Here is a 26,308-nt window from a genome sequence, read left to right as displayed (position 1 = left end):
TCTATATATTTTGTTCCTGCATTACTCTTTTTACCCTTTGCGCCACTCCTAAGCTTACACCTGCCAAAGCAGCAGCTCTCCTCAATGATTCACCATTATTAAGCTCGTTGGCTACCTTCTTATACTTGCTTAAGAACTCTTCAGATGTCATTTTGGAACCATATAGACGGCCCTTGTATACACCTTTGGCTTTCGCTATCTCTATACCTTGGCGTTGACGCTCTAACATGTTTTCTCTCTCCATTTCTGCTACATTTCCTAAAACACTAACAATCATCTTAAATATTGGGTTTGGCTTTTCGTTGGCAATGGAATCCATGCCTATGTTTTCAACATGAAGATTTACATTATTATTAGTAAAAAATTCACAAACTGTTAAAACATCCAGTATTGACCTCCCAAGCCTATCGATTGACGATACATGTACCTCATCAATTTTGTTATTGTTAATTGCTTCAACCAGTTTCTTACCTTGTGGCCTGTCAAAGAATGGAATTGCTCCACTAATCTTATCCATATAGACCCTATCGAATTCAGATTCGTTTTTTTTTTGTCTTGCTGTGTTTTGCTCCTGAGTTGAAACTCTAATGTATTTAACTTTCATGTTTCTTCGATTATAAATCAAATATAGTGTATTAATTTAGGGTGGCAAAATAATACACTTAAAAACCAGGTATTTAGATTGAATTAGTGTATTCAATAAAGGCATGCTTGGAATGATACACTTGATGTATATACAAGCACTTTTTATTTTTAAAAAAATGGTCGTCAATTCACGCTCACATGGGACCCGTATATACAAGGGGGGGGCTTTTTTTTTGGTCAAGAGGTAAGATACGGGGGACTAAGTCCATGTCATCCTATTTTCTTGCGACACTTCACGGACCAGTTGGACCAATATGCCAAGAAACATCTAAAAACCGCAAGTATTAAAAAGTATAGACTTTAATTTAGGTGATATGCTAATGAAAGATGGTACAGATAAAAATAGTTAGTGTTTTGGTTTTTAATCACATATTTATATACAAAGAGAAATGTCATGGCAAAACTACCAACAAGTGAAAATACCGAAACCTTTATAATGAGGATTTCACCTGAATTAAAAGAGAAATTAAATCAATTGGCCAAAAAGAGTAAATATGGTGGAACCGCATCATCTGCCATAAGATACTTAATAGAGAATGCAAATAGATATTAAAGTTACTACCCTATTTTGGGTCATAGTTTCGTTGCGTGAAAATCCGCTAGGTTTTTCGTGTTAAAAAACTAAGATAGCAAAGTTGCGAGGATTTTCCGAGAGGAAAATCGTAAGCAATGAATTATACACTGTGTTGTAGATAGTTTTTATAAATTCAATAATTTTTTCTCTCTTTTTACCTTCATTAAATTCCAAAATCCATTGAGGACAAACAATAAGGTAAATATAGGAACGAAATAAAAGTGTTCTTTTAAAAGTAAAACCCAAAAGATTAAATCGAAAACAAGACCAATATAAATTTTAAAATTTATCAATTCGTATGAACTTCGAAATCCGTATTTTCTCATCCATTGAGTAATTGGATAAAGCTTAGTGTGTTTTAATCCTATGTACTTTGATTTTGAATATTCGTTGTCATTCAAAGTATTCTGAACCGCCTTTAGGTAATTTAAAAGATTTTCTTTATGCTTTTTAGTTTGTGATTGAGGATTGGCAATAACTAGAAATTCTGCAATTCGTATTAGATAATTAAGCTTAATATTAGCCTTTCTCTCCATTTCTTTTTTGTTATCAAATGCATTAACCAAAGAGTAAAACTCATTTAAGAACAGTAGATTTTCTTCAGTTAAAGGTTCTTTGGGCATAAAGTTATAATTATCTACAACGTGTTTGGCTATGGTTTCGTTGCGTGAAAATCCGCTAGGATTTTCAGGTTTAAGAAACTAAGATAGCAAAGTTGCGAGAATTTTCCGAGAGGAAAATCGGAAGCAATGAATTATACACTGTGTTGTAGCCAGTTTTTATTCATTTTCTATTCCAAAATTTGCCCAGTTCAACACATTAAATTCGGCTCTTCGAAAATTGGATAAGTCCGATTTATTAAATATCAATTCCACGCTATTTTTTTTTCGCTCATAAGTCACAATCCAAGGCGAGCAAATTCGGTCAGTCAATTCGATTGATTCCGCAACCAAGTTTTTTTTGTCCGCTATTTTTCCAATGATTTCTATTCGGTATGAGTTTTTAAATTTCTCATATTTTGAAATTTCATATCCGCTTTTACAATTCAGAGTTCCGCAAATCAGCTCCGCAAACTTATTTCCCTTTTCAAGAGATTTTTGGTTTTCAGTTACTAAAGTCAGTCGGAATTTTGTCATTTCTTAAATTGGCTACAACGGTTGGGCTATGATTTCGGCGTGGAATCGTCCGAAGGACATTCCGCATAAGAAATCAGCTTGGTTAAATTTACATATTTTCCAGAATAGGGCATAAGCCACGCTGAATTATAGCCAGTGTTAGCTAACGTTATTTTAATTTCTCTATTATAAAATATTCTAAACTAAAATGATACTCTTTATCCTTCTCAATAATGTCGTCAAGGTCGTAATACATTGCTGTGCTTGAAAACTCTCCTTCTGTGTATCCGCAAAAATCTTTAATTGATACGGTTAGAGTGAATTTCTCAACACCTTTCTCTTTCTTAATATAATCGTATTTTACTTTCCTTTTCTCTTTTTTATCAGTAACAACTCCTATAAAATAACAATCAGCTATATCTTCAGGGTTTTCGTGTTTTTGCACTCTATAAACTTTTAATTTTTCCCCAGAGTTTTTGGCTTTACTAAAAGCAATTTTTACTGTATCCCCAATTTTGAAATTATTAAAGTTTTTTTCAATCAACATTTCTTCCTTTTCATTTTCTTTTGAAATTTTATCCCAGTAGTTTTTATAGTATTCAATTTGAGTTTTTAAATCAATAGGTTTTTCGTTTAACTTTCTGTGAAAAGATGTAAGAATTATTGATGACATATCATCAGGATGAAAAATCCCTTTAGATTTAAAAAACTTTGAAATACGATTTTTACCTTTCCACAATCCCCAGCCATTTCTTATTCCTTGTCCAGTTCCAAAATGTAATTCGGTCACAGCATAGCTTTCTTCTTTGTCTTTAAATTCCGTTTTGTCAGATTCCGACCATTCACAATCCAAATATTCAATTGCGTCTTTCAGATTTTTTGGAATGTAGTTTTCCTTATATTCTTTACAATCATCTTGTGAAGAGACTGTTCCAAAAGCAAAAAGTAAAATGATTGCGATAGCGTTTTTCATAATGTTAGCTAACGGATTGTGTATAGTTTCGTTGCGTGAAAATCCGCAGGATTTTCGTGTTAAGAAACTAAGATAATAAAGTTGCGAGGATTTTCCGTGAGGAAAATCAGAAGCAATGAATTATACATAGTGTTGGGCTACGTTTTATTCAAAATTTATTTCGAGTTTGTTTTGTCTTGCAGGAATTAGTTTGTCTCCATCAATAATAAATTCCCAAAAGGCAGGTTGGTAATTGTCTAGTGAATCATTTTCATTTTTGTAATTTTTTAGATTTTCTATAATCGGAGCCTTGTAAATTGTAACCCAACCTTCATTGCATTTTGATGAAGTGTAATTAAATGTAACTAGTTTTCCATGGATGAAGGTGAATCCATTTAGTTTACTTTGATAGTTAATGTTAGTGTTGATGGAAATGTGACATTTGCCCTCATATTCGAAAAATTGTACTTCATAAACTTCGGGGTCATGTCGGTTAAATTTGGAGGTATCCAACACAAATTCTTGATATTTTTCAATAATTGTCTCGATTTTATTGAGAAGCTCGGACCTTATATAGACATTTTTTTTAGATGTACAGCATACCAATAGAGGACATAAGAGTAATAATTTTAAAAGTCGTTTGACATTCATATTTTCCATATTTAATACTCCTAACTTTTAGTAGTAATGTAGCCCAACGGTTTGTGTATGGTTTGTTGCGTTGGTTAAGTCACTAATTTAGCAAATAAAACTGGCAATAGTTTAGTGCGAGGATTTTCCGCGAGGAAAATCAGAAGCAATGAACTATACACGTTGTTGTAGCACGTTAGTCTTCTCCGATGCTTATTAGTTTTAAATCATTTTCTCCGATTACAATGAATTCCGCCCAATAGTTATACATCGAATTAAATCTATCGTTGAAGGTAAATTTTTTATTTAACCAATAAATTTTAATGCAATTTTCAAGTGCTGAATTGAATAGTCGACTTGCCTCAAAACGAAAATCTAAATCGAGTATTTGTTCGTCCAAAAACAAAGGGTCTTTTAGTGTTTCATTGAAAAGTTCCTTTGCTTTAGTATCGTCAATTATGATGTAATCCTTAATCGTTATATCCTCAATCAAATATGGTCCGTGAAGCGTAGTAATTACAGGCTTAACAGGATTGGTGGTGTCACGATTTTTGTAATAATAAAATTCTTTCGATTTTAGGCTCTCAACGAAGCCATTACCATTTATTTTCAAGTCATCGGTAATTGGAAATGACTCAACACTTACCCACTTGATACCTTGAACAACAATTGTCCTTCCGTCTTCTCTATACTGGGTGTATTTCATAATGTGCTACAACGGTTTGTATAACCGTCAGTTATCGGTTTGGTTTACTTTGTTTTTCGGTTTAGCACTGTTGTTAGCAATTCCGAGTGGATTCGGACGTAGTCGAATCCGCCGTAATTGCGGTTATACGTTGTTACCTGCTGGCTTTTTTCGTTTATACAGCAAGAAGATTCCATATCCAACAAACCCAACAGATATTAGTAGAGTCAGAATTTTGTCAGTCAGAGTGTCTTTGGTGACTTGCCAAAACCAAAAACCAATGAAAAAACCAAACAAAATTAGTCCTAAACCAATATAGGTCAGATTATTGTTTTGCCATTTAATCTCGGCTTGCAAATCTCTTTTCAAACCTTTTATAAGTTCTTTCCTCAGCTCCTTATAATTTGTATAGCTGGTTGATGAAATTTTATATCGGAAATTATCTCCGTATAAGGTCAAATCCTTCCATTTCATATATCCAACTTCATTTTTTAATTTCGCGTTCTCTTTCTCAATTTCCGTATATGATTTTAATTCAGATAAGGAAATGGTCTTTTTGGTTAGACCTGTAATTGACTTAAAAATTAATTTACCGTTAGATATTTTTAAAATATCATAATTTAAAACCCAATACAAAGAGTATAGTCCTATTGCAAAAAATGGGATTCCAATTATTAATAGTCTTTGTTTTTCAATTCCTTTAATTATCATAAATATCCCGAATATTGTTGCGAGAAATCCGCCTATTATCAATATTAGAATTGAAGATAATTTGGGTTTAGATATTATTTCTTTTTGCATTCTCAATTTTTTCAGCTTGCAGGTAACGGTGGTGGTATGAAAAGTTGCCGATTGCGGGCGATTTCCTGTCAAGTTACACTAATGTTGAAGCGGGCTACAACCCTTGAATAACCTACTGCCCCGGCAATTTATTATACCGCGTGTTATGGGCAGTAATTAATTAATCCAACATGGTGTGTCTTTTACTTCTTTATCCCCGGTAATCAAATCTATTGTTCCTATGACACATGAATTTTCCTCATTTTCATATTGGGCCGATGCTTCCAAAATTAAATCACCATTATCATCATTTATAGTTATCATGTTTAAGCATAGTTGATTTACACCTGAATATCCTATCAAATCTTGCAAGGCGTTATCCATCGTAGCAAATTTTATTTTGTCAATACTTGACATTTTTATAATGTCTGAGGAAAATGCTCTATTATCAATCGCAATCTTAACTTTTTCCTTTGTCAAGTATGTGTCTCTTGGTAAATCCAATGTTGGATAATATGTATTGTCTGCATTTATTTTAATTATGAATTGGTCACAGTTATAGGCAATTGCCCAATCAACCTTAAATTTGTAACATATCCTAAATGAAATTCCATCTGCCCATGAATTTATCTCTGAATAACAATATTCTATATGTGTATCAATAAAATCTTGGCTTAAATTATTTTTTTCTTTAATTAAATCTTTCCAGATATTAAAATACTCTATACATAAATCACTTGAACACATTGTATCTACTTTATAATTCTCAAGGTACTCATAATCGTCCGGTTGATTACAAGTCGTAGTCCGAATTTGCTTTTCTTTATCACAGGATGAAAAAACAAAAATCAACGATATAAAAATCAATATTGGGTATTTCATAATCTTTTTTCCTTTAAGATGTAATTTGTCTGGTTTGGTTGCGTTTTATTGCCCATAACGTGTTTGTATATGGTTTGTTGCGTGGTTAAGCACCTAATTTAGCAAATAAAAACCGAATAGAAAGTCCGCGAGGACTTTCGTAAGTAGGCTATAACCAGCAATAAATTATACACTTTGTTATAGGCAGTACTCATTTATTCTTTATTGAATCCAAAATTTCTATAATATTTTCATTCTTTAGAATTTGTAGACCTAATCTTTCATAAGATATTCCGTTTTCCAATTTATAATCATAAGAAGGAACTTTATCAATTAATTTTGAACCAAATGATTTGAATTGTATATTTTTTAAATGATTTATCTCTTCAGCTACCTCTGTTATATGAGTTGAAATGAAAAATGTACAATCTGGTATCTTTGAAAATGCTTTTATAATCAATAATGAGCCATCAAAAGCATCTTTTACATTTGTGCCTCTAAACAGTTCATCAAAAATCACAAAAAGATTATTTTTCTCTTTTATTTTTAGCACGGTTTCTTTTATTCTTTGAACTTCACTATAAAAATGACTGTATCCCAAGTTCACATCGTCTGATATGTTAATCGTAGTTACAATTCCATTATAAATAGTTGTTCTCATTTTTTTTGCGGGAACTGGAAATCCGATATGAGCTAGATAAACTGATAGTCCAACTGATTTTAGGAATGTTGATTTTCCAGCCATATTAGGACCAGTTAAAAAACATAGATTTGAAGAATTATTAATTTCAATGGAATAGGGAACGGCATTATTTAAAAGAGGATGATAAAATTCTTCAATAGATAGAGATTGATTTTTTAACTCTGAATAGTTTGGTAACGTGAGTTTTTGTTCTTTTGCAACTTCCGCAAGTGCTATAAATGCATCTAATTGATAGATTAACTCAATAACTTTATTTGTTTCATTTTTATATTTTTTGCGAAATAAACTATCTAATTTATTTAGTTTGGAATAGTTTATTTTTAACTTGTCATTATAAACGAATTTAAAATCAGGTTTTTCAATTAATTCTGAAATACATTTTAAGTGTAAATCAAGCTTTATGGGAATATCAATATTATTCAATAATTCCATTTTTTCCTGAAGTTGATTCATCAAATATACTAGTTGCTGAACTCCAGATTTTATGAGATAGTAATCATTTGTTGGCTTAATTTTATAAGATAGGTTTTGGAAGAAAGCATCAACAAAGTTATTTTTAAGAGGAACGATACTTAATCTCTGATAATGCTCAATATAGTCGAATTGACCCGAATTAATTTTTAAATCAAAATCTGTTTCTATAAGGAATTGAATTAATTCGGTTCTTTGTCTCAATTCTTCAATGTCAGCGATAGGATTTCTCATTAGCCGATATAAGAAATTCTTACCACCAGTTGTTTTTGTTTGATTATAAAAGTTGGAAATTGAATTCGTATATCGAATATCATCAAAAATTCCTAAGTCCTTTATCGTTTGTTTATCTAAATCAAATTTAGTCATTGAATGGTTCGTATTGCCTATAACGGTTGGGCTATAATTCCGTTGCGAGTAAAATCCGTAGGATTTTCCGAGTAGGAATTGTAGCTAGTTAAAATTAATATTTTTTTGTAGAGTAGGATGTTAGCAATGGATTATAGCCAGTGTTGGCAACCGTTTTTTATTCACAATCAATTTCAGGCGCATCATAATATCCAATGGCCTTACTTGTCGTAACCTTTTCATATTTTGTAAAATCAGAACGACATATATAATAATCCACAGCTTTTTGAGACTCATGAACTACAAAGGTAGGATTGAGATAGTCTTCCCTTACAACGTTATATTTTTTCAATACTTCTACAGTTTTTTCATTCACCTTAAATTGATTGTCTTTCCAAAAGAAAAATTTTCCATCTTGCTCAATGTATCTTGATGGAAGGTTATCTTTCTTAAATCCTAAACTATCAGAGAGCAAATAGGTGAATTCATTAGTCATAGCAGAAATATTAATGGCAATGATTCCTTGGTATGGTTCACCATTGACCCAACAAGAATTACGCTCATCAATTTTTTCCAATACTTTCCTGTAAAGAGTATCAATATATTCAACCTCAAATACTTTATGTTCTTTATACAATTTGCTGGTATGACTGAAATCAATTATTGCATTTTTTATTGCTTGGTTTTGATTTCCACTTGCAATCAGATTATTCCTAAATGAGGAACAGCTCAAAATCAAATTTGAAATCAGTATGATGAAATATAGAGATTTAAAATTGAGCATATTTTTCTTAATGGTTGCCAACAGAGGGATAAACACCATGGTGTTTATCCCCATTATATTTATTCCCTCAAATTTACATATAATTCTTACATATCCAGAGGATTTGTAATAGAATTAAACGTATTGCTAGCTACATGGGTGTAAATCTCGGTCGTTTTTGTGGAATTGTGTCACAAAAGAAGTTGAATGTATCCTAGGTCGGTTCCTGCTTTAATAAAAATGAGTTATTGGGCTATAGCTGACCATTTCTATACCATTCTGGAAGGTTAATTGTTAAGAAAAATTCTTAATATCTCTTGTCACGAGAGATTTTTTTTGGTTGTTTTGATTTAATAATTTTTCATACGTCATGTTATAAGATGACTTTTTGATTGGTTTGGACTATTTATATTGTAGGTACCACTAAAGGTCCGAACCAATAGATATGAATACAAAACCAAAAGACAACGAATGGAAGCTCAACATCCCAATGGAAAAGCTTCCTGTTAACCAAAGGAAGGACTCCCTAATACTCTTATTCTTCCTCAATCTACATGGAGAGGAAATAAGAGCTTTTACCGAGCTTAAATCAAAATGGATTGATAAGGTCTATAAGCTACCAGAAACCTCATCTGAGAGCTATAATTCGACTAAAAATGGCAGGTATAAAACCTTGAAGAGAATGAGGGAGATATATAATAAGTACATGGTGAGACCTTAACCATAAAGAAGGTCGCAAAACTTGGATATGGTGCCATATTAAAATTAGAACAGCACCATACCCATGGTCCCAGAGTTATTGGGGCAAATAATAAGTCCTATTGACAACACAAGTTGTTGGAGCAACTTCAATAGGACATTAGGAATGCTTCTCTCCTATATAAATAGTTGAAAAATAAGCAAACACTATTGTAGGTGGCATTCGATTAAAACTATTTAACAATGTTAAATTTTTTCAAAAGCGTTACTAGCTCAAGTAACGTACTTGGGGCAATCAGTCCTCAAGACTATCTGAGCAAAATCCAACATGGAGACAATAACTTAAATTACATTCTAGAAGCTAGAGAAGTATACTTCGAAGATGCGTTGAGGTACACCACTATCAAAAGGAGTCTTTTACCATGCTACACATTGAATTTCCAATTCGATAAGATTCGTAGGGATAATCATATTATTGCTAGCACTGGATTCATGTATCTGGATATTGATGGCAACACCAATATTAACTTTAATCACCCTTTGTTGCATGCATCGTGGCTTTCACTATCGGGTAAAGGAAGAGGAGCTTTGGTTAGGGTAAAAGGTCTAACTCAGGACAATTTTCAGTACAACTATAACCTCATCTCCAAAGAACTGGATATCAATAGTGATATTGGAGCTAGGAAGAATGGCCAAGTTAATGTATTGTCTTATGACCCCAACATCTTTATAAATAATGATTCCGAATATTGGACTTGTGAAACCATAAGTACAAAATACCCCCATTACAGTAGTAATATTATACACAACCCTATTATACATACTGAAATGGGGGAAAATACACTACAGGAGATAAGATATGATAATCTAAATGAGGTACTACCTAAGATAGCCTTTGATGGAGAGGCCATATATGACCTAAAAGGAAAGATTCACTATTGTAAAGTCATGATTCCTTTCACTCAGATAGCTAGTGGTAATCGCAATAACAAGCTATCCAGTATAGCCTATCAAATTAGGGCATTAAATCCACACATTGAATACAATGTACTACTGAGAATCATTCAATCACTGAATATTAAAAGATGCCATGAACCATTATCCTATAGAGAAATTGAACCTATAATTAGTTCTGTCATGAAGGTGCCCTTGGAAGGGTTGAAGCCTATCATAAATGCTTCTAGACGATTTATCTATAATGATATGTATGAATTGTCCACTCAAGAGAAAAGAAGCCTTACAATGGCTAAAATCACCTCTGATAAAGTCAAAAACAGTAAGCTGAAAATTGAAAGAGCAATTGAGGATTGGGATTTCGATTCTGATGGTAAGATTACTCAGAAGTCATTGGTTAGAAAAACCAAGATGAACAAGAAAACAATTGAGAAGTACTATCCCATGTACAAATCTGAAATTCAATTGTTGAATAAGAAATATTTAAAAAGCAAATAACATGAATATACCATATAATTTATTGAGAAGCAAAGACCTGACATCAACACAGAAGCTGATACTAGGTCTAATCTTGAATGAGCCTGAAGTGATAATGACCTTTGGTGGAGGATATCTAAAGACCTGTGGTGAAATTGGAACTGAAATAGGTCTACCCAGAGTCAAGGTCAGAAAGGAACTGGATGAACTGGTTGATAAGGGTTATGTTGTCACCGAGTATGGAACTGCTTGGAGGAAAACCAATTTAACGGATAAAATCTATAACCTCAATCTTGGAATGAAGGAATAGAAGGAGCGTAGGTTTTTAAATAGAAACTGTAATTATAATAGTGTGGTGGTTTTTTTTATATATTTAACATATGCTTGAAACTCGCATAAACATTACACTTTTGCAGAAAGTCTACATGCCCTCAACTAGAGTGGAAGTTAATGTGGACAATGGCATAGGGTATCACCTTGTGGGGTTGCCCGATAACGCAATAAAAGAAAGCAACTTCAGAATTGCAGCAGCGCTTCAGAATAACGGCTATAAAATTCCAGGGAAAAAGATCATCATCAATATGTCTCCTGCCGATTTGCGAAAGGAAGGCTCTGCCTATGATCTGACTTTAGCTATTGGCATTTTGGCGGCCTCAAGTCAGATTAAAGCGGAAGCACTGGAATCGTACTTGATAATGGGAGAATTGTCTTTGGATGGTACTTTGCAGCCTATAAAAGGGGCATTGCCTATTGCGGTAAAAGCGAGGGAGGAAGGTTTTAAGGGTTTTATTTTGCCGAGTCAGAATGCTAAGGAAGCAGCCATTGTGAATGACTTGGAAGTGTTTGGAGTGGATAACATCACCCAGGTCATTAACTTTTTTGATAAGGATGAACCTTTAGAGCAAACCATTATTAATACGCGTGAAGAGTTTTATAAAAACCTAGAGTTTCCTGAATTCGATTTTGCCGATGTCAAAGGGCAGGAAGGTATCAAACGTTGTATGGAAATTGCTGCGGCGGGAGGGCATAATATTATTTTAATTGGGCCTCCTGGAGCAGGAAAAACCATGTTGGCAAAGCGTTTGCCTAGTATTTTGCCGCCTATGACTTTGAGTGAGGCCTTGGAAACCACGAAAATACATTCGGTGGTAGGCCGAGTGAAAGAGCATACGGGGTTGATGTCGCAACGGCCGTTTAGAAGTCCTCATCACACCATCTCAAATGTTGCGCTTGTAGGCGGTGGAAGTTATCCTCAGCCTGGTGAAATTTCATTGTCCCATAACGGAGTATTATTCTTGGATGAACTTCCCGAGTTTAAAAGAGAGGTATTGGAAGTGATGCGTCAACCTTTGGAAGATCGGGAAGTGACCATTTCTAGGGCAAAGTTTACCGTGACCTATCCCAGCAGTTTTATGTTGGTGGCCAGTATGAATCCCAGTCCTAGTGGCTATTTTAACGATCCTAGTGCCCCGGTGACCTCTTCTCCGGCAGAAATGCAGCGGTATTTGAGTAGGATTTCAGGACCTTTGTTGGATAGAATCGATATCCATATTGAAGTGACGCCAGTGCCTTTTGAAAAACTCTCCGATGATAGGAAGGGCGAGGCTTCTGTAGACATTAGAAAGCGTGTAACGAAGGCTCGGGAATTGCAATCGACACGCTTTAAGGAATATGATAATGTGCATTACAATGCGCAAATGAATACCAAGCAAATCCGAAACTATTGTGTGTTGGATGAGGCTTCCAAGCAGTTGTTAAAAACGGCTATGGAACGCTTGAACTTGTCTGCGCGGGCTTATGACCGTATTTTGAAAGTGGCAAGAACAATCGCCGATTTGGAAGGCAGTGCTGAGGTTCAGGGAGCTCATATAAGTGAGGCTATTCAATACAGAAGTTTGGATAGGGAAGGTTGGTTGGGGTGATTGTCCTAAATTTTAAAATAACTATTAGTAAATGAAACAATATTATGTTGTAATGGCGCTTGCTGTGGTTTTCTCCTGCAAGAATCCGTCAAGTGAAAATGAGCAAGTAGCTAAAGAAATAACCCTAGAAAAAACAGAAAAAGCACCTGTGTTAAATCCTGAAGAAGCCAAAAGGCTATCTCAATTACCCTTACATTGTATGGATACTGAATATCCCAATAAATTAAATCAGGTGATTGGTGGTGATGAAGACCTGCGATCCCCAAAGGCATTGCATCCTGCATTTTATGGTTGTTTCGATTGGCATTCGGCGGTGCATGGGCATTGGAGTTTGGTGAGTTTGTTGAAGAATTTTCCTGAGTTGGAAGGTGCTTCAGAGATAAAAGGAAAGCTACTGGAGCATATTTCTAAGGAGAACATTGCCCAAGAAGTCGCTTATTTTTATGGAGAACATAACAAAACTTATGAGCGAACTTATGGTTGGGCCTGGTTACTGAAATTGGCAGAGGAGCTTCATACTTGGAATGATCCTGTTGCGAGAGAACTGGAAAGCAATCTGCAGCCATTGACAGATTTAATCGTGACGAAATATTTGGAGTTTCTTCCCAAATTGAATTATCCAATTAGGGTAGGAGAGCACCCAAACACCGCCTTTGGCTTATCCTTTGCCTATGATTATGCAACTACTTTAAATAATACAGAACTAAAGCAGTTGATTGAAGAGAGAGCCAAAGATTTCTATATGAACGACCAAGGGTGTCCCTTATCGTGGGAGCCCGGAGGTTTTGATTTTTTGTCCCCCTGTTTGGAAGAGGCGGCTTTAATGAAGCTAATTTTGCCAAAAGAAGACTTCAAACTATGGTTTGCTGATTTTTTACCACAACTTGTAGCGTCTAATTTTACTTTGGATGTAGGAAAGGTTTCTGATCGTTCTGATGGAAAATTGGTGCACTTGGATGGGGTGAATTTTTCAAGAGCTTGGAGTTTGATGAAAATATCCGAAGGGATTCCTGAATATCAACATTTACAGAACATCGCCTATAAACATATCAATCATTCGCTGCCCTCCATTGTTGGGGATAGTTATGAAGGTGGGCACTGGTTGGGAAGTTTTGCTATTTATGCATTGAATTCTATTCATGACTAAGTGGTTTAAGAACATTGGCCCAGGTCCTTTGGTCGCAGCTGCTTTTATTGGGCCTGGAACAGTAACCGTATGTACCATTGCGGGGGTTCAGTTTGGTCTGGATTTGTTGTGGGCTATGGTTTTTTCTATTGTGGCTACCATAGTATTACAGGAAATGGCAGCTCGTCTGGGTATTGTGACGCAAAAGGGATTGGCAGATGTGTTGCAGAGTGAGATAAAGAACAAATTGGCTAAACGATTTTTAGTGCTTTTGGTGTTATCCGCGATTGTTGTTGGCAATACGGCTTATGAGGCAGGAAATATTAGTGGTGCTGTGTTGGGATTGGAGGCTATGTTTGGAAAAATGAATCTTCAGTTTTTAGGATTTTCTATTAATCTCCATGTGATCCTCGTTGGAATTTTAGCCTTTTTGTTGTTGTTTCAAGGGAGTTATAAGTTGTTGGAGAAAGTTCTTTTGGCAATGGTCATTCTTATGAGTGTGTCGTTTTTGGCGGTTGCTGTGGTAACTCGTCCCAATATAGTGGGCATCATAAAAGGGATAATCATGCTTAAGAGACCTGAAGGAAGTTTGATGACCATTGTGGGGCTTATAGGGACCACTGTAGTGCCTTATAATTTGTTTTTGCATGCCTCATTGGCGAAAGAGAAATGGAAAGGCTCAGAGGGCTTAAAATTCGCGAGAACAGACACGGGTATTGCTGTGGTGTTGGGAGGAATGGTTTCCATGTGTGTAATTATTGCGGCGTCGGCCGTAAACGATTTGGAGGTGACTAATGCAAGCGATTTAGCAAAAAGCTTGGAACCCTTGTTTGGAGCCTTTTCAAAATATGTCATTTCCGTAGGCCTATTTGCAGCAGGAATCACCAGTGCTATTACGGCGCCTTTGGCAGCAGCTTATGTTGCCTGTGGATGTTTTGGGTGGCCTTCCAATTTAAAATCGACTCGATTTAAAGTAGTTTGGAGTGTTGTTTTGTTAGTTGGAGTTTTAGTTTCGATGGGAGGTTTTAATTTGATAGAAATCATTCGTTTTGGTCAATTTTCAAACGGATTGTTGTTGCCGTTAATCGCGGGGTTTTTACTGTGGGCTATGAATAGAGCGTCTTTGTTGGGGACTTACAAGAATTCCATGTTTCAAAATAGTTTGGGAATGATTATCTTAGTTGTGACCATCCTTTTGGGGTTGAAAAGTATATTGAAAGTTTTACAAGTGGTATAATGAGTCGTTTTGTTGTAGATATTAATGCAGATGTAGGTGAGGGGTTGGGCAACGAAGCGCAGTTGATGCCTTATATTTCGTCATGTAACATAGCCTGTGGTGGGCATGCTGGAGATGAGGAGAGTATGCGTGCTGTGGTGAAGTTGGCCAAATTGTATAAAGTAAAGGTTGGGGCACATCCTTCATATCCGGACAAAGAAAATTTTGGTCGTGAACCCATGAAGATTTCCTGTGCAGATTTATATACATCCCTTAAAAAGCAGGTAAGGAGTTTAGCGGCTGTGCTATATCAGGAAAATGTACCATTGCACCATATCAAGCCTCATGGCGCTTTGTACAATAAGGCGGCTGTTGATGTAAAAACAGCTCAGGTAATTGTTGAGGTGGTCAAGAGCATTGCGATGCCGGTTGCTCTATATGTGCCCTATAAGTCTGTAATTGCAGATTTGGCCTCAAAGGAAAATATTAAGGTGACTTATGAGGCTTTTGCCGATAGGAATTACAATGATGATTTGACCTTGGTGTCCAGAAAGGAACCTGAGGCGATTATCGAAACTACAGAGGCTGTTTTTGATCATATCTACAACATGATTTTAACGCAAAAAGTAAGAACTGTTTCTGGTTCTGAAATGGATTTAAAAGCTGATACGTTTTGTGTTCACGGCGACCATCCAAAAGCAGTACAAATACTTCAAGAATTGACTGCCAAATTAAAGGTGAATAATGTGAAAATTTTATGATGTTATGAAGGGTTTTCAGTTGAAGTTTTTACCTTTCAATGAACGTTCTATTTTAGTGGAATGGCCTTCTCGTATTGATGAAGATGTATTAAAAGATGTACTTTCTTTTAAAAATAAGATTCAGAAAATTCTTTCTAAAGTTATTGTTGAAATAATTCAATCATATAATTCATTATTAGTTATTTATAGTTTTACTATTGAAGATTTCAATAGTGAAATTTTGAGGTTGAAATCACGGTATGAATCGCAAGTTGATGACGTGACTTTGGAATCTTTGGTTTGGGAAATTCCAGTCTGCTATGATACTAAATTTGGTTTAGATTTGAACGAAATTTCAGAAGAAAAAAAGTTGACAAAACAAGAGGTAATCCAACTGCATTCCCAACCATTTTACACGGTTTATTTTATCGGGTTTTTACCCGGATTTTTATACTTGGGAGGACTGGATCACCAACTTCAGTTTCCACGAAAATCCTCACCAAGAATGAAGGTCGAAAAAGGAGCGGTGGCCATAGGTGGACATCAAACCGGAATTTACCCAAATGAAAGTCCGGGTGGGTGGAATATTATTGGGAATTCTCCCTTAGAATTTTTCAATCCGCATCAGTCGCCACCATGTTTTATAAAAGCGGGAGATCAAGTAAAGTTTGTTTCCGTGGATATTGTGGAGTATGAAAATATAAAAAGAGATGTGGATTTTGGAGTGTATCAACCTAAATTTAGAAAGCAATTATGATTAAGGTTCTAAAGGCAGGATTGTATACTTCCGTACAGGATTTGGGCAGGTTTGGGCAAGCTAGTTTTGGAGTGCCTTTTTCTGGAGTTATGGACATGCAATCTGCAAAGTTTGCGAATGTACTTTTAGGGAATCCGGAACATGCGGCTGTTTTGGAGATTACTATGGTAGGTCCTGAGTTGGAATTTACAGTAGCGACAAGCATTTGTATTGTTGGAGCAGAAATGAGCCCTAGGGTTAATGGAAAGCCTATTAAAAACAATATGGCAATTGACGTTTTTCAAGGAGATAGATTGACTTTTGGAAGATTGCAAAAGGGGATGAGGTGCTATTTATCGGTTTTGGGAGGTGTTCAAACAGAATCCGTATTGGGAAGTCGGAGTATGTATTGGCCGGTGACTTCGCAAAGTAGGGTTTTAAAGGGCGATGAGTTGAAGCTAATGGAAATGAAGAAACATTCCTTAGAAAGGCATGCGGTTGTTAGGTTTGATGACTCTTATTTTGTTTCGGAGACTTTGGAGGTTTTTGAAGGGCCAGAGTTCAATGAGCTCACCAAAGAGCAACAAACCATCTTGTTTTCAAAAACATTTACAATTTCGAACGATAACAGCCGTATGGCCTATCAGATGAGTCAAACCCTTCCTAATAATTTAAACGCCATTATAACTGCTCCTGTGCTTCCTGGGACGGTGCAATTGACACCTTCTGGGCAGTTAATAGTGTTGATGCGGGATTGTCAAACTACGGGAGGCTATCCAAGGGCGTTGCAGCTTACGGAAGCGGCCATCAATATATTGGCTCAGAAAGGAGTTGGGCAAAAGTTGAGATTTGTAAGGAAATCACATATGTAAGAAAAATATTATGAAAAATAAGATTGTTGTGCAGATTTTCAATATATTGGCATGAACAATTAACCACATAATTATGAAAAAAATTCTTTTATTAGTAGTAGGGTTTGTATTGGGAGCCCTCGCAACGTATTTGTATTGTTGCAAATCGGAAGTAGGGACAGCGGAACCTGTCATTGAAAAAATTGCTGCGCCTAAGGGAGTTATCACACCAGGCCAGGCAAAGGTTTTGGATAGAGCTTTTGATTTAAGGCACAAATTAATTAGTGATTCCTTAGTTAAGCAGGGAGATAATCGTTCTTCTTGGTATTCTTTATCTGGTTTAAGGGATTATTTGGACTACGCTGAGCAGCAGTCTGCTGGATTGGGATATTCTATGAATGGTATTAGGATTTACCTTGGTGCAGAACCAGACTCAAATGGAGAGGCTGGATTGACCACTATGTTTTTAATTCCTACAGGAATTCGGGGTACGGCAAGCTTGGAAACCTCGGAAGCAAGTATGTTCTCTTTTAATTTTGTGGAGACTACATCCGATATTGAAGATGCCGACGGGTTTGATGGAGCTAAACCAGGTGACCCCCCTACAGCTAATTATCCACAGTAAAATTTTCGTATGAAGGTGTTTATTTTCGATAATTATTCTTTAATGTCGGATATATTAATATCCCTTGCAGCTTTTATAGCGGTAATGTGTTATGGAAAATATAAAGAGACGCCTGTGCGATATTTTATCTTCTATTTGGTATTTATTGTCTTTGTTGAATTGGTGGCTAATTATCCAAAGTTTCTAATCTTTTACATAAAGGGGACACTTTTTGAGAGAAACTTTTGGTGGTATACTCTTTGTTGGAATATGGGCAGTGCTCTGTTCTTTTCATTTTATTTCAGAAAGACAATACAATCGAGAAAACTTAAAATAATTTTAAAGGCAAGTACTGTAGCGTATATAGTGTTTGCCTTTATTTCAATTATGTTAGATTACAAAACTTTTTTTACGGCCTTTATGCCTGGAATTAATATTGGGGGCATGTTGTTAATTTTAATGAGTATCTCCCTATATTTTATAGAAGTGCTCGAATCGGATAAAATCTTAACCTTTTATAAATCAATTAATTTTTATATTAGTTCTGTGCTTCTCATTTATTTCTTTGCTACCATTCCTCTTATTTTTTTTAATAGGTACAGTAATTTGGCTGATATGGACTATCTGGTCTTGAAATGGTCGGTTTTGTTCTGTGCCAATTTTATGATGTATGTTACTTTTAGTTTAGCCTTGTTATGTTGCAAACCGCAGAATCAATAATTAGTACGGAAGCCGAACGTTATCTATTGGTATATATGATTGCCGTTCTGGTGGTTATTTCATCATTAATTATTGTGTTTTTTATAGTGTTTCAAAAGCGCAAGAACAAGCTTGTTATGGATAAAATTAGACAGCAGCAGGCTTTTGAAAGAGAACTTCAAAATGCTCAAATGGAAATTCAAGAAGAAACTATGAAGCAAGTTGGAAGGGAATTACATGATAATGTGGCTCAATTGCTTACTTATGCTAATATGCAATTAAAAATGCTGTCTTCAAAAGTGTCAGGTAAAACCCTTGAAAGAGTGCAATCAACATCAGACATTGTAAAGGAGAGTTTAAATGAATTGAGATCACTTTCTAAGTCGCTCAATAATGAAGTGGTCCTTACTTTAGGATTGGAGGAGTCTCTCTCCAATGAAATGAAACGTTTAAAGCGGCTAAAATTTAAAGAGGTGACTATTAATGTAGAAGGAGAGAGGAGGTTTTTGAAGAGTGATAAACACGAAATCATTCTCTTTAGGATTTTACAAGAGTTTTTTTCCAATTCTGTCAAATATTCCAAAGCTCAAACATTGGCTGTAACGCTTAATTATACATCCGAAGAACTGGTAATTGTAGCATTGGATGATGGAAAAGGATTTGATGGGGTAACTATTACAAAAGGTTCAGGGTTGATCAATATGAAAAGTAGAGCGGCTTTAGTTAATACTTCATTTTTGCTAGAATCTAAGCTTGGTGAAGGCACTAGACTGACTCTTAAATACCCTTTTCAATTTTAACAGGCATCCCAAAGCGGATCATTAGGCAAAGGAGCAGTAATGCATATAGCTTCTTTGGAAACCGGATGCGTAAATTCCAATTTCCGGGCATGTAAATGAATGCTGCCATCTGGATTGCTTCGGTCGAAGCCATATTTTAAATCTCCCTTGATTGGGCATCCAATACTAGATAATTGAGATCTAATTTGATGGTGACGGCCTGTTTCCAATTCAATTTCCAGCAGAAAATAATTATTCAATTGCTTGAGAATAAGGTAGTGTAATACAGCTCTTTTACTTCTAGTGGTTTCCTTGTGGAAAGCTGATGATTTGTTATTCTTAGGGTTCTTTTTTAACCAGTGGATAAGCGTGTCTTCCATTTTGGGAGGTTGGTTTTTAACCAATGCCCAATAGGTTTTGGAGGCACTTTTTTCTGAAAACAATTTGTTGAGTCTTGGAAGTGCCTTGCTGGTTTTTGCGAACAGCACAATGCCTGTAGTGGGTCTGTCTAAACGATGTACTACGCCAAGGTATACGTTTCCGGGTTTGTTGTATTTGTCTTTTAAATACTCCTTAACAATATCACTAAGCGGCGAATCCCCGGTTTTGTCGCCTTGTACCAAATCGCCTGCACGTTTGTTAACCACAATAATGTGATTGTCCTCATATAAAACCTGAAGATTTTCTGGTGTGGATATGGTTTTTTTGCCCACTATACTGATATTGGGAAATTAGAACCTTAGTATTGTTCGTTGTCGTTAGGGAAATCCAGGGTCTTCACATCGTCTACGTATTGTGAGATGGCCGAGGTCATTTCTTCATAAAGATTCATGTAGCGACGCAAAAATCTTGGATTAAATTCATGGGTCATTCCCAACATGTCATGTAATACCAAAACCTGTCCGTCTACACCGTTTCCAGCGCCAATACCAATAACAGGAATGGAAACGCTTTCAGCAACCTCTTTGGCCAGTTGAGCAGGGATTTTTTCTAAAACAATGGCGAAACAACCAGCTTTTTCCAACATTAAGGCGTCTTCTTTAAGCTTTTTAGCTTCTTGCTCTTCTTTGGCTCTTACGGTATAGGTTCCGAATTTGTAAATAGATTGCGGCGTCAATCCTAAATGCCCCATAACAGGAATACCTGCATGAAGAATACGTTTGATACTCTCCTTGATTTCTTTTCCACCTTCAAGTTTCACGGCATGTCCGCCACTTTCTTTCATGATTCTAATGGCAGACCTAAGGGCTTCCTTAGGATCACTCTGATAGCTTCCAAAAGGTAAATCCACTACAACCAAAGCACGTTGAACCGCCCTTATTACAGAAGAGGCATGATAGATCATTTGGTCTAAAGTGATGGGAAGTGTTGTTTCGTGACCAGCCATAACATTACTGGCAGAATCTCCAACAAGAATAACATCTATTCCAGCTTCATCAACAATTTTCGCCATAGTATAGTCGTAGGCAGTAAGCATAGAGATTTTCTCTCCGTTTTGCTTCATTTCTACCAAGGACTTAACCGTAATTCGTTTGTATTCTTTTTTAGCTACAGACATAGTGTTTTACATTTAGGAGATGCAAAAATAATGAGTTTAAATAAGAAATTATGCTATTAAAGCTATTATTCCTTTGTGTTGAAACGCTAAAACTTTGTTAACAGTCGGTTAGGTTAACTCCTACGGCCAAACCTCCTTCTGAAGTTTCTTTGTACTTGGAATTCATGTCCTTTGCAGTTTCCCACATGGTGTTGACTACTTTATCCAATGGCACTTTTACATTGTTGGGGTCTGTGTCCAAGGCTAGTTCAGCAGCATTAATGGCTTTAATGGCTCCCATAGAGTTACGCTCGATACAAGGCACCTGTACCAATCCGCCGATTGGGTCGCAAGTAAGTCCCAAATGGTGTTCCATGGCAATTTCTGCAGCTACCAGCACCTGTTCAGGTGTACCTCCCAAAAGCTCGCAAAGTGCACCAGCGGCCATGGCAGAGGATACGCCTATTTCGGCTTGGCATCCACCCATTGCAGCAGAGATCGTGGCACCTTTTTTAAAGATACTACCAATTTCTCCTGCCACCAAAAGGAAACGTTTTACATGTTCAAAATTAGCTTTGTGATTTTCAATTACCATATAGTACATCAATACGGCCGGAATTACCCCGGCACTACCATTGGTAGGGGCTGTAACGACACGTCCCAAGGATGCGTTTACTTCATTTACTGCTAAAGCAAAACAGCTCACCCATTTAAAAATCTGTCTGAATTTCACTTCTGTAAGCCGAATGGTCTCTAACCATTCCTGAGGTCTATTGTATGGAAGTTCTCCTTTTAGTTTTTGATGGGTATCGTAGGCACGTCTTCTTACATTTAGGCCACCTGGCAGGTTTCCTTCGGTGTGGCAACCTAGGTACATGCATTCCAACATGGTATCCCAAACGCGCTTCAATTCAAAATCGATGGCAGCTTCCTCTCGTATGGATTTTTCGTTTTCCAAAACCACTCCTGAAATTGGCAATTCCAATTGATTGCAGAAATCCAACAGTTGGGTGCCCGTTTCAATAGGGTAAGGGAAGGTGCAATAAAAGATAATTTTATTGGCCTTGGCTACCTTGCGTTCTTCCTGAACCACAAATCCACCGCCAATAGAGTAGTAGGTAGATTTGTAATTTCTGCCATTAATGCTTGCCGTAAAGGTTAGGGCATTGGCATGGAATGGCAGAAACTTTCGATTGAATTTAATTTCTTCATTAAAATCAAAGGGAATCATTTTTTCGTTATTGAAACAAAGTGTTTGTGAGTTTTTGATGTTGGCAATGATCACATCAATGTCTTCTGTAGGAATGCGTTCTGGGTCTGCACCACTTAATCCTAAAAGCACGGCATAATCCGTGGCATGTCCTTTTCCTGTTAGGGAAAGCGAACCAAAAAGGTCAACTTTTACTTTTTCAACCTTGTCAAATTTGTTATTTGCTTTTAGTTCGGCAATCCAACGTTCTGCAGCCCTCCAAGGGCCAAGTGTATGGGAACTAGACGGTCCCACACCAATTTTTAACATGTCAAAAACACTAATACACTCCATTTACGAAAACGATATAATTGAGCGCAAATATACAGTTTGTAGAAGAAGATAAGGGGTATAAAAGTGCAAAATAAACGTTAATGCTGAAGTTGCATTAACGTTTGTTTTAAGTGGTTTGATTTTAGTGGTTTACTTAAGTATGAAGTTACTTTTGTTCAAAAGCAGAAATGCCTCCAGCTTCCATAACGGCATCTAAATTACTAAGGTCTACACCATCAACATTGTCGGCTGGAACTACTACAACTCTGAAATATTGGTCTTGGGTCCATTCGGAGCCAAGAATGCCAAAATTTATAGTTCCATCCAAAAATAATCTTACATCGTCTTGAGTAAAGTCGAAATTGTAAACTAAAGTGCCTTCTGCAAATTCGGCCGTTTGTGGCAGAGGGCGCCAAATATCTTGACCGTCATATTCCCAGGAAATATAAACCAACACAACATCCGAAGGGTAAACAGTGAATCCATAAGGCTCGATGATTTCGTAACCGTTGGCAGATGTAAAGTCGACTTCTATTTCAAAAGCGCTGGCAACAAAAATGGAACCAGGTTCACCAGGAGGGCCCGGAGGACCTTGGTCTCCTTCACATGCTGTAAATAGCAGTGACGTAAACATTAAAAGTGCAAAAAGTTTTTTCATAATATTTTTTTTTGTTGAAATAATGATGTTATAATCGTTAAAGTTACTGAATTTAAAAGAAGGGTGGACTATTACAGTTAAAAATAAAAGGAGTTTTGATGACGGACATTCTTGCTTTTCTTTGGTTTTTGGCACAGGAAAAATGGAAATATGACATCGTGTCATATTTTTTTCAATGGCATAATCATTGACATATACCTCCTGAATTTAAAATTGAACATTCAACGCAACAAATAAAGAAATTAGTATTATGAGTAAAATTATTGGAATCGATTTAGGTACAACAAACTCCTGTGTTTCTGTAATGGAAGGTAGCGAGCCTGTTGTAATCCCAAACGCAGAAGGTAAGCGTACTACACCATCGGTTATTGCTTTTGTTGAAGGAGGCGAGATTAAAGTTGGTGACCCAGCCAAAAGACAAGCAGTGACCAACCCAACTAAAACGGTTTATTCTATCAAACGTTTTATGGGGAATAAATATTCTGAATCTAAAAAAGAAGCAGAACGCGTACCATATAAAGTAGTAAAAGGAGATAACGATACCCCGCGTGTGGATATCGACGGACGTTTGTACACACCTCAAGAGCTTTCGGCCATGATTCTTCAAAAAATGAAGAAAACTGCTGAAGATTACTTAGGACAAGATGTAACTCGTGCCGTAATTACAGTACCTGCCTATTTTAACGACTCTCAACGTCAAGCTACCAAAGAAGCTGGTGAGATTGCAGGTTTAAAAGTAGAAAGAATTATTAACGAGCCTACGGCAGCTGCCTTGGCTTATGGATTGGACAAAAAAGGTCACGATCAAAAAATCGTCGTATTCGACTTTGGTGGAGGTACGCATGACGTTTCTATCTTGGAATTGGGAGACGGTGTATTTGAAGTATTGTCTACCGATGGAGATACGCACTTAGGAGGTGACGACGTAGATGAGAAAATCATCAACTGGTTGGCAGACGAGTTTAATGCTGAAGAAAACATGGACCTTCGCAAAGATCCTATGGCATTACAACGTTTAAAAGAAGCTGCAGAAAAAGCTAAGATTGAGTTGTCATCTTCTGCACAAACAGAAATCAACTTACCATATATTACCGCAACTGCTAGTGGACCAAAGCACTTGGTACGCACATTGACAAAATCGAAGTTTGAGCAATTAATCGACGATTTGGTAAAACGTACCATCGCTCCATGTGAGTCGGCAATGAAAGCTGCTGGGTTGTCTAAGAGTGATATCGACGAAATTATCTTGGTAGGGGGATCTACTCGTATTCCTGCGGTTCAAGAGGCTGTTGAGAAATTCTTCGGTAAAAAGCCAAGTAAAGGTGTAAACCCAGATGAGGTAGTAGCTGTTGGTGCCGCTATTCAAGGTGGTGTATTAACAGGAGATGTTAAGGATGTGTTGTTATTGGATGTTACGCCATTGTCTTTAGGTATTGAAACTATGGGTAATGTAATGACCAAGCTTATCGAGGCCAATACAACCATTCCTACCAAAAAGTCACAGGTGTTCTCTACGGCAGCGGATAACCAACCATCGGTTGAAATCCACGTGTTGCAAGGAGAGCGTCCAATGGCAGCAGACAACAAAACAATTGGTCGTTTCCACTTAGATGGTATTCCACCAGCAAAAAGAGGAACGCCACAAATTGAAGTAACGTTTGATATTGATGCCAACGGTATCATTAAAGTATCAGCAACAGATAAAGCAACCAATAAAACGCAGGATATCCGTATTGAAGCTTCTTCAGGATTGACAGAAGAAGAAATCCAAAAGATGAAGCAAGAAGCTGAAGCAAATGCTGAGGCTGATGCTAAAGCCAAGGAAACTGCTGATAAATTGAATAGTGCCGATGCCATGATTTTCCAAACTGAAAGTCAGTTGAAGGAGTTTGGTGATAAATTGTCTGATGATAAGAAAAAGCCAATCGAAGATGCTTTGGAAGAATTGAAGAAAGCTTACGAAACTAAGGATATCGTGGTAATTGATCCTGCTTTGGAGAAAATTAACGAAGCTTGGAAAGTAGCTAGCGAAGAAATGTACAAAGCACAAGCGGAAGCACAACAAAACGGAGCTGGAGCACAACCTGAAGGAAACGCAGGTAGCGATGCAGGCGAAAGCAATGATGTTGAAGACGTAGACTTCGAAGAAGTGAAATAGCAAATTCCTTCGAAAGAAGGAATCTCAATAAAAACGCAACCAGAAATGGTTGCGTTTTTTTATGGGTAGAAATGACGCTTTAGGGTTAAAATGGAGTGATAAATATAAAGACCATTTAATTATTTGCGGTTGAGTTAATTGTAGGTTAAATCTTAAAAATAATTTAGGGATACTAAGTTTTTAGCTGGATTTTCTCTTTTTTTACACAAAATAAATCAACTAAGTTTTTATTAAAACCCATGAAGCAAACCTACTTATTTTTAATGATCATGTTATGGGCAACGCTCGCAGTTGCGCAAGCACCATTTATTACTACGTATGAAGTAGAGGAAGGTGATTTGGATATTACCATTGGTACAAATTCTTCAGTTAGTGGGTACAGTTATACTGTTGATTTTGGGGACGGAACGGTATTTACTGACCAGTGGACAGATAGGTCTCATGTCTACGCTGAGGCGGGAGTTTATACTGTAAGTATTTCTGGTAACTATCCTAAGGCTCAACAAAAGTCGAATAGTGCAAAAAAGCTTAAAAGTATAGAGCAATGGGGGGATATAGAGTGGAAGTCTATGTATTTAGCATTTTATGGCTGCTCTAATTTAGTGGTAAATGCCACAGATGCACCAGACTTAAGTCAAGTAAATTCATTGAGGAGCATGTTTTACGGTTGTTCTTCAATAACCACATTACCAGGGTTGGAAACTTGGGATACCTCTAAGGTTATTACATTGCAGAGCATGTTTTCTGGTTGTACTTCAATAACCACATTGCCAGGTATAGAAACTTGGGATGTGTCTAATGTTATAAATATGGAGAAAATGTTTTCAGGCGCCACCAATTTTAACCAATCGTTAAATGATTGGGATGTTTCTAGTGTAACTTCTGTTAATGAGATGTTTTCAGGTGCTACTAATTTTAATCAACCTTTGAATTCCTGGGATTTTTCTGGTCTTACTTCTTCAAGGAGGATGTTTAAGGATGCAATCAGTTTTAACCAACCGTTGAATAAATGGGATGTGTCCAATATATCTACTATGGATGAAATATTTTACGGAGCAACTAGTTTTAATCAGCCTTTGAATGCTTGGGATGTGTCCAATGTA

General features: G+C 36.5%; 28 protein-coding genes and 1 pseudogene. 14 read left to right on the top strand and 15 right to left on the bottom strand.

The genetic code is table 11. From position 1 onward, the window contains the following. Position 1 precedes the first annotated feature (1 nt). Positions 2-604, bottom strand: a complete 603-nt coding sequence (locus BKM32_RS15640) for a recombinase family protein (RefSeq protein ID WP_076665111.1) — start codon at positions 602-604, stop codon at positions 2-4. A 435-nt stretch (positions 605-1,039) separates the two neighbouring features. On the opposite strand from BKM32_RS15640, the gene BKM32_RS16530 reads away from it, so the two are divergent. Next, positions 1,040-1,198: a hypothetical protein gene (locus tag BKM32_RS16530; RefSeq protein ID WP_171971887.1), complete on the top strand. Its 159-nt coding sequence runs from the start codon at positions 1,040-1,042 to the stop codon at positions 1,196-1,198. 146 nt (positions 1,199-1,344) lie between these two features. On the opposite strand, the gene BKM32_RS15635 is transcribed toward BKM32_RS16530, so the two are convergent. The 10 genes and pseudogenes from BKM32_RS15635 to BKM32_RS16615 form a co-directional block, all read right to left on the bottom strand. Next, the gene (locus BKM32_RS15635; RefSeq protein WP_076665109.1) at positions 1,345-1,842 is read right to left on the bottom strand and encodes a hypothetical protein; all 498 of its coding nucleotides are present in this window, start codon (positions 1,840-1,842) and stop codon (positions 1,345-1,347) included. A 156-nt stretch (positions 1,843-1,998) separates the two neighbouring features. Beyond that, on the bottom strand, positions 1,999-2,355 hold the full coding sequence (locus BKM32_RS15630) for a hypothetical protein (protein ID WP_076665107.1): 357 nt from the start codon (positions 2,353-2,355) through the stop codon (positions 1,999-2,001). A gap of 148 nt (positions 2,356-2,503) precedes the next feature. Continuing rightward, positions 2,504-3,307 carry a DUF6794 domain-containing protein gene (locus BKM32_RS15625; protein WP_076665105.1) on the bottom strand — a complete coding sequence of 268 codons (804 nt, stop codon included), beginning with the start codon at positions 3,305-3,307 and terminating at the stop codon, positions 2,504-2,506. 144 nt (positions 3,308-3,451) lie between these two features. After that, positions 3,452-3,937 (bottom strand): hypothetical protein, encoded by a 486-nt coding sequence (locus tag BKM32_RS15620; protein ID WP_123812148.1) that lies wholly within the window; start codon positions 3,935-3,937, stop codon positions 3,452-3,454. Between the two features lie 175 nt (positions 3,938-4,112). Continuing rightward, entirely contained in the window at positions 4,113-4,622 is a 510-nt protein-coding gene (locus BKM32_RS15615) for a hypothetical protein (RefSeq protein ID WP_076665101.1), read from the bottom strand. Between the two features lie 123 nt (positions 4,623-4,745). Further along, positions 4,746-5,402, bottom strand: a complete 657-nt coding sequence (locus BKM32_RS15610) for a hypothetical protein (RefSeq protein WP_076665099.1) — start codon at positions 5,400-5,402, stop codon at positions 4,746-4,748. 156 nt (positions 5,403-5,558) lie between these two features. Beyond that, the gene (locus BKM32_RS15605; RefSeq protein ID WP_076665097.1) at positions 5,559-6,263 is read right to left on the bottom strand and encodes a hypothetical protein; all 705 of its coding nucleotides are present in this window, start codon (positions 6,261-6,263) and stop codon (positions 5,559-5,561) included. A 190-nt stretch (positions 6,264-6,453) separates the two neighbouring features. Continuing rightward, on the bottom strand, positions 6,454-7,785 hold the full coding sequence (locus tag BKM32_RS15600) for a hypothetical protein (protein WP_076665095.1): 1,332 nt from the start codon (positions 7,783-7,785) through the stop codon (positions 6,454-6,456). Between the two features lie 157 nt (positions 7,786-7,942). Continuing rightward, positions 7,943-8,602 (bottom strand): hypothetical protein, encoded by a 660-nt coding sequence (locus tag BKM32_RS15595; RefSeq protein WP_076665093.1) that lies wholly within the window; start codon positions 8,600-8,602, stop codon positions 7,943-7,945. A gap of 32 nt (positions 8,603-8,634) precedes the next feature. Then, a pseudogene (locus BKM32_RS16615) lies at positions 8,635-8,763 on the bottom strand (recombinase); the annotation flags it as partial. A 209-nt stretch (positions 8,764-8,972) separates the two neighbouring features. Between BKM32_RS16615 and BKM32_RS15590 the strand changes: the two are divergent. From BKM32_RS15590 to BKM32_RS15535, 11 genes are all read left to right on the top strand, one after another. Continuing rightward, positions 8,973-9,248, top strand: coding sequence for a hypothetical protein (locus BKM32_RS15590; RefSeq protein ID WP_076665091.1), 276 nt, complete (start codon positions 8,973-8,975; stop codon positions 9,246-9,248). Between the two features lie 221 nt (positions 9,249-9,469). Beyond that, positions 9,470-10,678: a primase alpha helix C-terminal domain-containing protein gene (locus tag BKM32_RS15585; RefSeq protein ID WP_076665088.1), complete on the top strand. Its 1,209-nt coding sequence runs from the start codon at positions 9,470-9,472 to the stop codon at positions 10,676-10,678. Between the two features lies 1 nt (position 10,679). Further along, positions 10,680-10,967 carry a helix-turn-helix domain-containing protein gene (locus BKM32_RS15580; protein ID WP_076665086.1) on the top strand — a complete coding sequence of 96 codons (288 nt, stop codon included), beginning with the start codon at positions 10,680-10,682 and terminating at the stop codon, positions 10,965-10,967. Between the two features lie 115 nt (positions 10,968-11,082). Then, positions 11,083-12,579: a YifB family Mg chelatase-like AAA ATPase gene (locus tag BKM32_RS15575; protein WP_076665084.1), complete on the top strand. Its 1,497-nt coding sequence runs from the start codon at positions 11,083-11,085 to the stop codon at positions 12,577-12,579. A 31-nt stretch (positions 12,580-12,610) separates the two neighbouring features. Beyond that, entirely contained in the window at positions 12,611-13,726 is a 1,116-nt protein-coding gene (locus BKM32_RS15570) for a DUF2891 domain-containing protein (protein ID WP_076665082.1), read from the top strand. After that, positions 13,719-14,942 carry an Nramp family divalent metal transporter gene (locus tag BKM32_RS15565; RefSeq protein ID WP_076665079.1) on the top strand — a complete coding sequence of 408 codons (1,224 nt, stop codon included), beginning with the start codon at positions 13,719-13,721 and terminating at the stop codon, positions 14,940-14,942. Before BKM32_RS15570 ends, BKM32_RS15565 begins: the two co-directional genes overlap by 8 nt. Beyond that, complete coding sequence (gene pxpA, locus BKM32_RS15560) at positions 14,942-15,682, top strand: 5-oxoprolinase subunit PxpA (protein ID WP_076665077.1); 741 nt, start codon at positions 14,942-14,944, stop codon at positions 15,680-15,682. The genes BKM32_RS15565 and pxpA overlap by 1 nt, the downstream gene beginning before the upstream one ends. Positions 15,683-15,686: 4 nt before the next feature. Further along, complete coding sequence (gene pxpB / locus BKM32_RS15555) at positions 15,687-16,418, top strand: 5-oxoprolinase subunit PxpB (protein WP_076665074.1); 732 nt, start codon at positions 15,687-15,689, stop codon at positions 16,416-16,418. After that, positions 16,415-17,269 (top strand): biotin-dependent carboxyltransferase family protein, encoded by an 855-nt coding sequence (locus BKM32_RS15550; RefSeq protein WP_076665071.1) that lies wholly within the window; start codon positions 16,415-16,417, stop codon positions 17,267-17,269. Before pxpB ends, BKM32_RS15550 begins: the two co-directional genes overlap by 4 nt. Before the next feature lie 73 nt (positions 17,270-17,342). After that, positions 17,343-17,873, top strand: coding sequence for a hypothetical protein (locus BKM32_RS15545; RefSeq protein ID WP_076665069.1), 531 nt, complete (start codon positions 17,343-17,345; stop codon positions 17,871-17,873). A gap of 674 nt (positions 17,874-18,547) precedes the next feature. Then, entirely contained in the window at positions 18,548-19,351 is an 804-nt protein-coding gene (locus tag BKM32_RS15535) for a sensor histidine kinase (protein WP_076665063.1), read from the top strand. Here the strand turns inward: BKM32_RS15535 and BKM32_RS15530 are convergent. The 4 genes from BKM32_RS15530 to BKM32_RS15515 form a co-directional block, all read right to left on the bottom strand. Beyond that, positions 19,348-20,043: an RluA family pseudouridine synthase gene (locus BKM32_RS15530; protein WP_076665060.1), complete on the bottom strand. Its 696-nt coding sequence runs from the start codon at positions 20,041-20,043 to the stop codon at positions 19,348-19,350. The genes BKM32_RS15535 and BKM32_RS15530 overlap by 4 nt on opposite strands. Positions 20,044-20,069: 26 nt before the next feature. Next, the gene (panB, locus tag BKM32_RS15525; protein WP_053977647.1) at positions 20,070-20,888 is read right to left on the bottom strand and encodes a 3-methyl-2-oxobutanoate hydroxymethyltransferase; all 819 of its coding nucleotides are present in this window, start codon (positions 20,886-20,888) and stop codon (positions 20,070-20,072) included. A gap of 97 nt (positions 20,889-20,985) precedes the next feature. Beyond that, a complete protein-coding gene (locus BKM32_RS15520; protein WP_076665058.1) occupies positions 20,986-22,410 on the bottom strand; it encodes an L-serine ammonia-lyase in 1,425 nt (474 codons plus the stop codon). Between the two features lie 145 nt (positions 22,411-22,555). Beyond that, a complete protein-coding gene (locus tag BKM32_RS15515) occupies positions 22,556-23,047 on the bottom strand; it encodes a hypothetical protein (RefSeq protein ID WP_076665306.1) in 492 nt (163 codons plus the stop codon). 250 nt (positions 23,048-23,297) lie between these two features. Between BKM32_RS15515 and dnaK the strand changes: the two genes are divergently transcribed. Together dnaK and BKM32_RS15505 are read left to right on the top strand one after the other, a co-directional pair. Continuing rightward, on the top strand, positions 23,298-25,205 hold the full coding sequence (dnaK, locus tag BKM32_RS15510) for a molecular chaperone DnaK (RefSeq protein WP_076665056.1): 1,908 nt from the start codon (positions 23,298-23,300) through the stop codon (positions 25,203-25,205). 239 nt (positions 25,206-25,444) lie between these two features. After that, on the top strand, positions 25,445-26,308 hold an 864-nt coding region (locus BKM32_RS15505; protein ID WP_123812147.1), incomplete at its 3' end, for a BspA family leucine-rich repeat surface protein.

The organism is Mangrovimonas sp. DI 80, assembly GCF_001975575.1.
In the GTDB taxonomy this organism is placed as follows: Bacteria; Bacteroidota; Bacteroidia; order Flavobacteriales; family Flavobacteriaceae; genus Mangrovimonas_A; species Mangrovimonas_A xylaniphaga.
Note: the sequence above shows the minus strand (reverse complement) of the source record. Positions and strands in the feature narration are given on the sequence as shown.